The organism is Pseudomonas sp. NPDC087598 (genome assembly GCF_044743525.1).
GTDB lineage: Bacteria > Pseudomonadota > Gammaproteobacteria > Pseudomonadales > Pseudomonadaceae > Aquipseudomonas.
Map to the genome: position 1 here is coordinate 47,397 of NZ_JBIUWQ010000043.1, position 6,446 is coordinate 53,842.

At 61.2% G+C, this 6,446-nt stretch carries 4 protein-coding genes; 3 read left to right on the plus strand and 1 reads right to left on the minus strand.

Annotated features, from left to right (window positions below; genetic code table 11):
• Positions 1-3: 3 nt before the first annotated feature.
• Complete coding sequence (locus ACIOWE_RS21370) at positions 4-1,029, minus strand: NAD(P)H-dependent glycerol-3-phosphate dehydrogenase (RefSeq protein ID WP_401395482.1); 1,026 nt, start codon at positions 1,027-1,029, stop codon at positions 4-6.
• 196 nt (positions 1,030-1,225) lie between these two features.
• On the opposite strand from ACIOWE_RS21370, the gene ACIOWE_RS21375 reads away from it, so the two are divergent.
• The 3 genes from ACIOWE_RS21375 to ACIOWE_RS21385 are packed head-to-tail and all read left to right on the plus strand — an operon-like array spanning position 1,226 to position 6,184.
• Positions 1,226-3,349, plus strand: coding sequence for a TonB-dependent receptor plug domain-containing protein (locus ACIOWE_RS21375; protein ID WP_401395485.1), 2,124 nt, complete (start codon positions 1,226-1,228; stop codon positions 3,347-3,349).
• Between the two features lies 1 nt (position 3,350).
• Complete coding sequence (locus tag ACIOWE_RS21380; protein ID WP_401395488.1) at positions 3,351-4,283, plus strand: ABC transporter substrate-binding protein; 933 nt, start codon at positions 3,351-3,353, stop codon at positions 4,281-4,283.
• Complete coding sequence (locus tag ACIOWE_RS21385; protein WP_401395491.1) at positions 4,280-6,184, plus strand: response regulator; 1,905 nt, start codon at positions 4,280-4,282, stop codon at positions 6,182-6,184. The genes ACIOWE_RS21380 and ACIOWE_RS21385 overlap by 4 nt, the downstream gene beginning before the upstream one ends.
• Positions 6,185-6,446: the final 262 nt, after the last annotated feature.

The following is a 6,446-nucleotide window of genomic DNA, read 5'->3' on the forward strand; positions in this document are numbered from 1 at the left end:
GAATCAGTTGAAACCACTGGTGGAAATAAAGTCGACGTCGGTTTTCGGCTCGGCCCGCATCAACAGACCAATGACCTGTTCCAGCGTGCGCCCCTCGAACAGGATCGCGTGCAGCCCGGCGACCAGCGGCATGTACACGCCCACTTCCTGGGATTTGGCCTTGAGCACTTTCAGGGTATTGACCCCTTCGGCGACTTCACCGAGGCGCGACACCGCGTCCTCAAGACTCAGGCCTTGGCCCAGGGCGAAGCCGACTTGATAGTTGCGGCTCTTCGGCGACGAGCACGTCACGATCAAGTCACCGACACCGGCCAGACCGAGGAAGGTCATCGGGTTAGCGCCCTGATTCACCGCAAACCGGGTCATCTCGGCCAGGGCGCGAGTGATCAGCATGCTCTTGGTGTTTTCGCCCATCTCCAGCGCAACTGCCATGCCGGCGATGATCGCGTAAACGTTTTTCAACGCCCCGCCCAACTCGACACCGAAACGGTCGGCACTGGCGTACACACGGAAAGTGCGCCCGTGCAAGGCAGCCTGCACTTGTTTGCACAGTTCTTCGTCTTCACTGGCGACCACCGTGGCAGTCAACGCGTGCTCGGCGATTTCCCGTGCCAGATTCGGCCCGGACAACACGCCGATGCGCGCTTGCGGGGCGATCTCTTCGAGGATCTGGCTCATCAGTTTGAAGGTGTGGGCTTCGATGCCTTTGGTCAGGCTGACCAGCATTTTGCCGCTCAGACGCTCGGCGTGAGCCGCAAGCACCGTGCGCAGGGCACTGGACGGCAGCGCGACAAAGCACAAGTCGCAGGCGTCGAGGGTTTCCTGCAGGTCAGTGACGGCGGTCACGCCCGGCAGAATCTTGATGCCTTTGAGGTAACGCGGGTTTTCGCGATTGACCCGGATGGCCTCGGCCTGCTCGGGGTCACGCATCCACTGCCGGACTTGATGGCCGTTCTCGGCCAAAAGATTGGCCACGGCGGTTCCAAAACTTCCGCCTCCCAGGACCGCAATCGGGCGCTGTTCAGTCATATGCAATCCGTTAATCCATACCAGTGGCGATGTCGGCATTATACGGGGCGACCCCGTCGCGGCCAGCCCCCGCGTCAATTACCGACACTTGTAGGAAGAAGACCAATAAAACCTAGGAAAATGCCTCTAACGTGACTGGAAAAGTCGCTGCCCTCGGTTAACATGCGCGCCAATTCTTCGCTCTATAGGCTGTGTCGTGTTTTTTGCCGCTCCCCCACCGCGTTCCTCCCTGCTGCTGGCGCTGTTGTTCAGCCCGCTGTCGCAGGCGGACGACATGTTCATGGACAGCGAAACGCTGCCTCAGGTGCTGACGGCCACGCGCCTGAAGCAGACACCTGCGGAAGTGCCGGGGAGCATGACCGTACTCGACAGTGAATTGATCAACGCCAGCGGCGCCCGCGACATCAGTGAACTGCTGCGGCTGGTGCCAGGGATGATGGTCGGCAACATCAGCGGCAATCAGGCAGCGGTCAATTACCACGGCACCAACGCCACCGAAGCGCGGCGCATGCAGGTGCTGATCGATGGCCGCTCGGTCTATCGCGCAGGCCTGGCGACGGTGGACTGGAGCGACATTCCGGTGGCCATTGAGGACATCGAGCGCATCGAAGTCTTTCGCGGCCCGAACACCGTCAGCTACGGCGCCAACGCGCTGATGGCAGTGGTCAACATCATCACGCGCAACCCAGCAGACAGCCACGGCACGCGGCTGAAAATCACCCGTGGTCAGCGCGGTATCAATGACTTCTATGCCAGCCAGGGCACCGGCTGGAATGGCGGCGATCTGCGCCTGTCGCTGTCCGGTCAGGAAGACGATGGCTTCGACAGCGACCGCAGCGGCGCCGATTACCGCGACAGTCGCCGCTTGAACCGCTTCAGCCTCGCGGTCAGTCACACCCTCAGCGACAACCAGAGCCTCGACTGGCAGGTCAACGCGAAGGATGGCACCAATCAGCGGCCCTACACCTACCGTCCGGTGTTCTCCGGGATTACCGCCGCGGGGAACAATTCCGACGTGGTGGCCAAGGACTACGCCGGCTCGGTGCGCTGGAATCTCGACATCAACCCAGAGCACAGCCTTTATATCCAAGGCTCGGCGCAGCACTGGGATCGTCAGCAAACCTGGCGCGCCTGCGACGCCGAGGTGTCGTTCAGCCCCGAGCTGACGCAACTGTGGCAGCTCAACCCGAATTACACCGAACGTCTGGCACGCAACATCACCCGTTTCACCGGTCCCGGCGCGGCACCCGGCACACCGCAGGAAATGGCTTTGGCCAATCGCGTACTTGATCAATGGCGCAACGGCGCCAGCCAGACGTTGTGCGGCGAAATCGACCAGAGCGCCCGCGAATCGCGCTACGACCTCGAACTGCAAGACACCCTCAGCCTGTCCGACAGCGTGCGCCTGGTCAGCGGCATGAACTATCGTTACGACCGGGCCGATTCCGAGACTTACTTCAACGGCACGCTGGACGACACCACTTGGCGCGCGTTCGGCCAACTGGAATGGCGCGCCAGTGAACACTGGCTGTTGCAGGGCGGTGCGATGTTCGAAGACACGCAACTGATCGGCAGTTCGCTGACGCCACGCTTCGCGGTCAATTACCTGATCAATCCGCGCCACAGCCTGCGCGCGGTGTACTCGGAGGCGATTCGCTCGCCGGACATGTTCGAGAACAACGTCAACTGGAGCTATCAGGTCAGCAAGCTGCAGCCCTCGGCCTACGGCCAGTCTTCGGCGCGTTACTTCGTAAAGACCCGTGGCCCCGGCGATCTCGATCAGGAACACATGCGCTCGCGCGAGCTGGGCTACAACGGCTATTTCGCCGAACTGGGTCTGGCGCTCGACGTGAAGCTGTTCTACGACGAGATTACCGGGATGATCAGCGAACCGCTGCGCAACAACCAATACATCGCCAGCAACGCCAACAGCTCACGGTTTCGCGGCACCGAAACCCAGCTCGACTGGCGCCTGAGCACCGTCGACCGCCTGCGTCTGACGTACGCCTACGTCGATGCCGAGGCGAGCAATCCGCTGGATCAGCAATTCACCGCCAGCAACAGCGGTTCCGCTGGCTGGCTGCGCGACTGGGGCCACGGCTGGAACAGTGCCCTCTTCTATTACGGCGACAACGCGCTCAACGGCTACCGCTTCGAGCGGGTCGACACGCGAATCGTCAAGCGCATCGCCCTGGGCAAGGCTCAAATGCAATTGGCCGGCGTGCTGCAGCAACGCCTTGACCATGAGCCGACCACTTTCGCCGACAACAATTACGACGAGCGCCGCGTGCTGTACCTCAGCGCCGAGCTGGAATTCTAAGGTGCGCTACGGCCTGACGCGCAAGACGCCAACCCTGGCTCACTGGCTGGCCGGGTTGCTGCTGTTTCTGACCGCGTGGCTGCACGGTGTGGCGGTGCAGGCCGCCGACATTCTGTTGACCGGTGCCGAAGAAAGCCCTGGCGTGCAAGCTTTCGTGCAGGCCCTGAGTGAGTTGCGCCCGACCGACACCGTGCGTTTCCAGCCACTGGCCAGCCTGCCGGCGCCGGGTAAATTGCCGGCCAGCCTGCGGCTGATCCTGCTCGATCTGCCGAGCCTCGACTGGCGCCTGCAAGAGTCCCAGGGCCCGGCGACGCTGGTGTTACGCATCAGTCGCCTGCAAGCCCGCCAACGTCTCGGCTCGGCACAGCCGTCCCGCCTGAGCCTGCTGTGGAGCGATCCGCCGCTGGGCCGACAACTGCAATTGATTCGGCGGATCCTGCCGCAGGCACGCCGGGTTGGCGTGTTGTTCGATCAGCACAGCGAGTTCCTCCTAAAAGAGCTGCATCTGGCAGCGCAGCCGTTGAATCTGGAAATCGTCAGCCAGCGCTGGGACAACACCCACGACAGTCGCCCCTTGCAAACCGTGCTGAAAAACAGCGACGTGCTGCTGGGCCTCGACGACCCCGATCTGTACAACCCGAAAACCGCGAAAAACCTGCTGCTCAGCAGCTACTCGCGACAATTGGCGCTGATCGGTCCGAACGCCGCGTTTGTCCGTGCCGGCAGCCTGGCCAGCAGTTACAGCGACCAGAACGATTGGCTGAATGTGCTCGACCATTTGCTCGACCAGTCTCCCGCCAACTGGCCACGAGCGCTCTACCCCGCACGTTTTAAAGTCTCAAGTAATGCCCAGGTAGCTCGTTCACTAGGTATTGAACCGCTGAACGAAGCGTCTGTTGCCCGCGCGTTGGCTGAAGGAGAAAGCCGCCCATGAGTTTCCGTCGTCGTTGGGACATCAACACCCGCACCCAGCTGATCAGCCTGGGCCCGGCGCTGTTGCTGACCTTGCTGTTGATCAGTTTCTTCACCTTCGTGCGCATTCAGGATTTGCGCCAGGAGCTGAACCACACCGGCCAACTGATCGCCAACCAACTGGCGCCCGCCACCGAGTACGGGGTGATTTCCGGTAACAACGAAGTGCTGGAAAGTCTGCTCAAGGCCACGCTGGCGACGCCCAACGTGCGTTTTCTGGAAGTGCAGGACAGCGCCAACCGGATTCTGGTGTATGTCGAACAACCGGCGAACGCCCACAGCCGCCCGCATCAGGTCGAGGTGTTTCAGGCACCGGTGCGTTTGCAACGGATCGCTCTGCAGAATGATTTCTTCCAGGACGTCAAAGTCAGCAATGGCGGGGCCAGCGAAGATTATCTGGGGCGCGTGATCGTCGGTCTGTCCAACGATGCTTTCAGCCAGCGTCAGCAGGAAATCCTCTTCAAGGCGGGGATTCTGGCGTTGTTCGCCCTGCTCTTCACCTTTGTGCTGGCGCGACGTCTGGCCGGCAGTCTGTCGCAGCCGATTCGCGATATCGGCAACGCGGTCAAGGCGATTCAGGACGGCGACTATAAAACCCCGCTGCCGATCGTTGATGACACCGAACTCGGTGCGCTGTCGCAGCACATCAACAACCTTGCCCAGGCGCTGGAACAGGCCAGCCGTGAACAGCAGCAGGCCATGGCACAATTGATCCAGACCCGCGAAGAAGCGGAAAAGGCCAACAACGCCAAATCCGACTTTCTGGCGATGATGAGCCATGAACTGCGCACGCCCATGAACGGTGTGCTGGGCATGCTGCAATTGCTCGAAACCACGGAGATGACCGAGGAACAGATCGAGTACGCCGCCCTCGCCTCCGAATCCACCGAGCATTTGCTCAAGGTGATCAACGATATTCTCGACTTCTCGCGCATCGAACGTTCGGAGCTGGAGCTTGAGCACATTCCGTTCAACCTTGCCGAACTGATCGGGGCCTGCGCGCAATCGTTCCAGCACAGCGCGGTGCAGCGTGGCCTGGCCCTCAATCTGCGGATTCCCGAGGACATGCGCGGCTTGCAGGTGCAGGGCGATCCGACGCGGATCCGGCAGATTCTGGTCAACCTGGTCGGCAATGCCCTGAAATTCACCGAACAGGGTCGGGTCAGCATCGAGTCGCAGTGGCAGTCGCTCGATCACGAACTGCTGTGGTTCACCTGCTCGGTCCGCGACAGTGGCATCGGCATTTCGTCCGAGAGCCTGGAGTCGATGTTCAACGCATTCCAGCAGGCCGACAGCTCGATTTCGCGACGCTACGGCGGCACCGGGCTCGGCCTGCCGATCGCGCGCACCCTCGCCGAACGCATGGGCGGCACCTTGCGCGCACAGAGCGAGGAAGGTCGCGGCTCGGTGTTCACCCTGGAAATTCCGCTGGCTCTTTATAAGCAGGCGTTGCCACAACTGGCCGCCCCCCGCGCCTTGAATGGCAATGGCCACGGCGAGGGGCGCAATGTGTTGCTGGTGGAAGACAATCCGGTTAACCAGACCGTGATCGAAGCAATGCTGCGCAGCCTGGGCTTTACTGTCAGTGTCGCCACCGATGGCGCGCAGGCGGTGCGCAGCGCCGAGGCCAATGATTTCGAAGTGATTCTGATGGATTGCCGTTTGCCGATCATCGATGGCTATGAGGCCACCCGGCAGATTCGCCAACTGCCCGGGCGCCGCGACGTGCCGATCATCGCGCTGACTGCCAATGCCTTGCAGGGCGACCGCGAAACCTGCCTGTCGGCGGGGATGAACGATTATCTGGCGAAGCCGTTCAAACGTAATGATCTACAGCAGATTCTGCAGCGTTGGGTGTCCTAGTGACGGTCTTTTGACCATCTGTGACTGGCGTGAAAAGCGAAAGTGCGGCAGTCTTAGGCACCCGAACGAGCCTCAAAAGGGGCTTGAATAAAAATTTCAGTGCACAAGTGTACATTCATGTCCTTGGTGCTGTGACTTTCACCACAACGCAATAGTCTATGAGTAGGCTGCCGGTTCGAGGCATGAACGCTTCGAACGGTCGGGAAGATTTGCCCCACCTGCCGCAGGGGCTTATGGCGGCGCTCGCATGACCACCCACAAC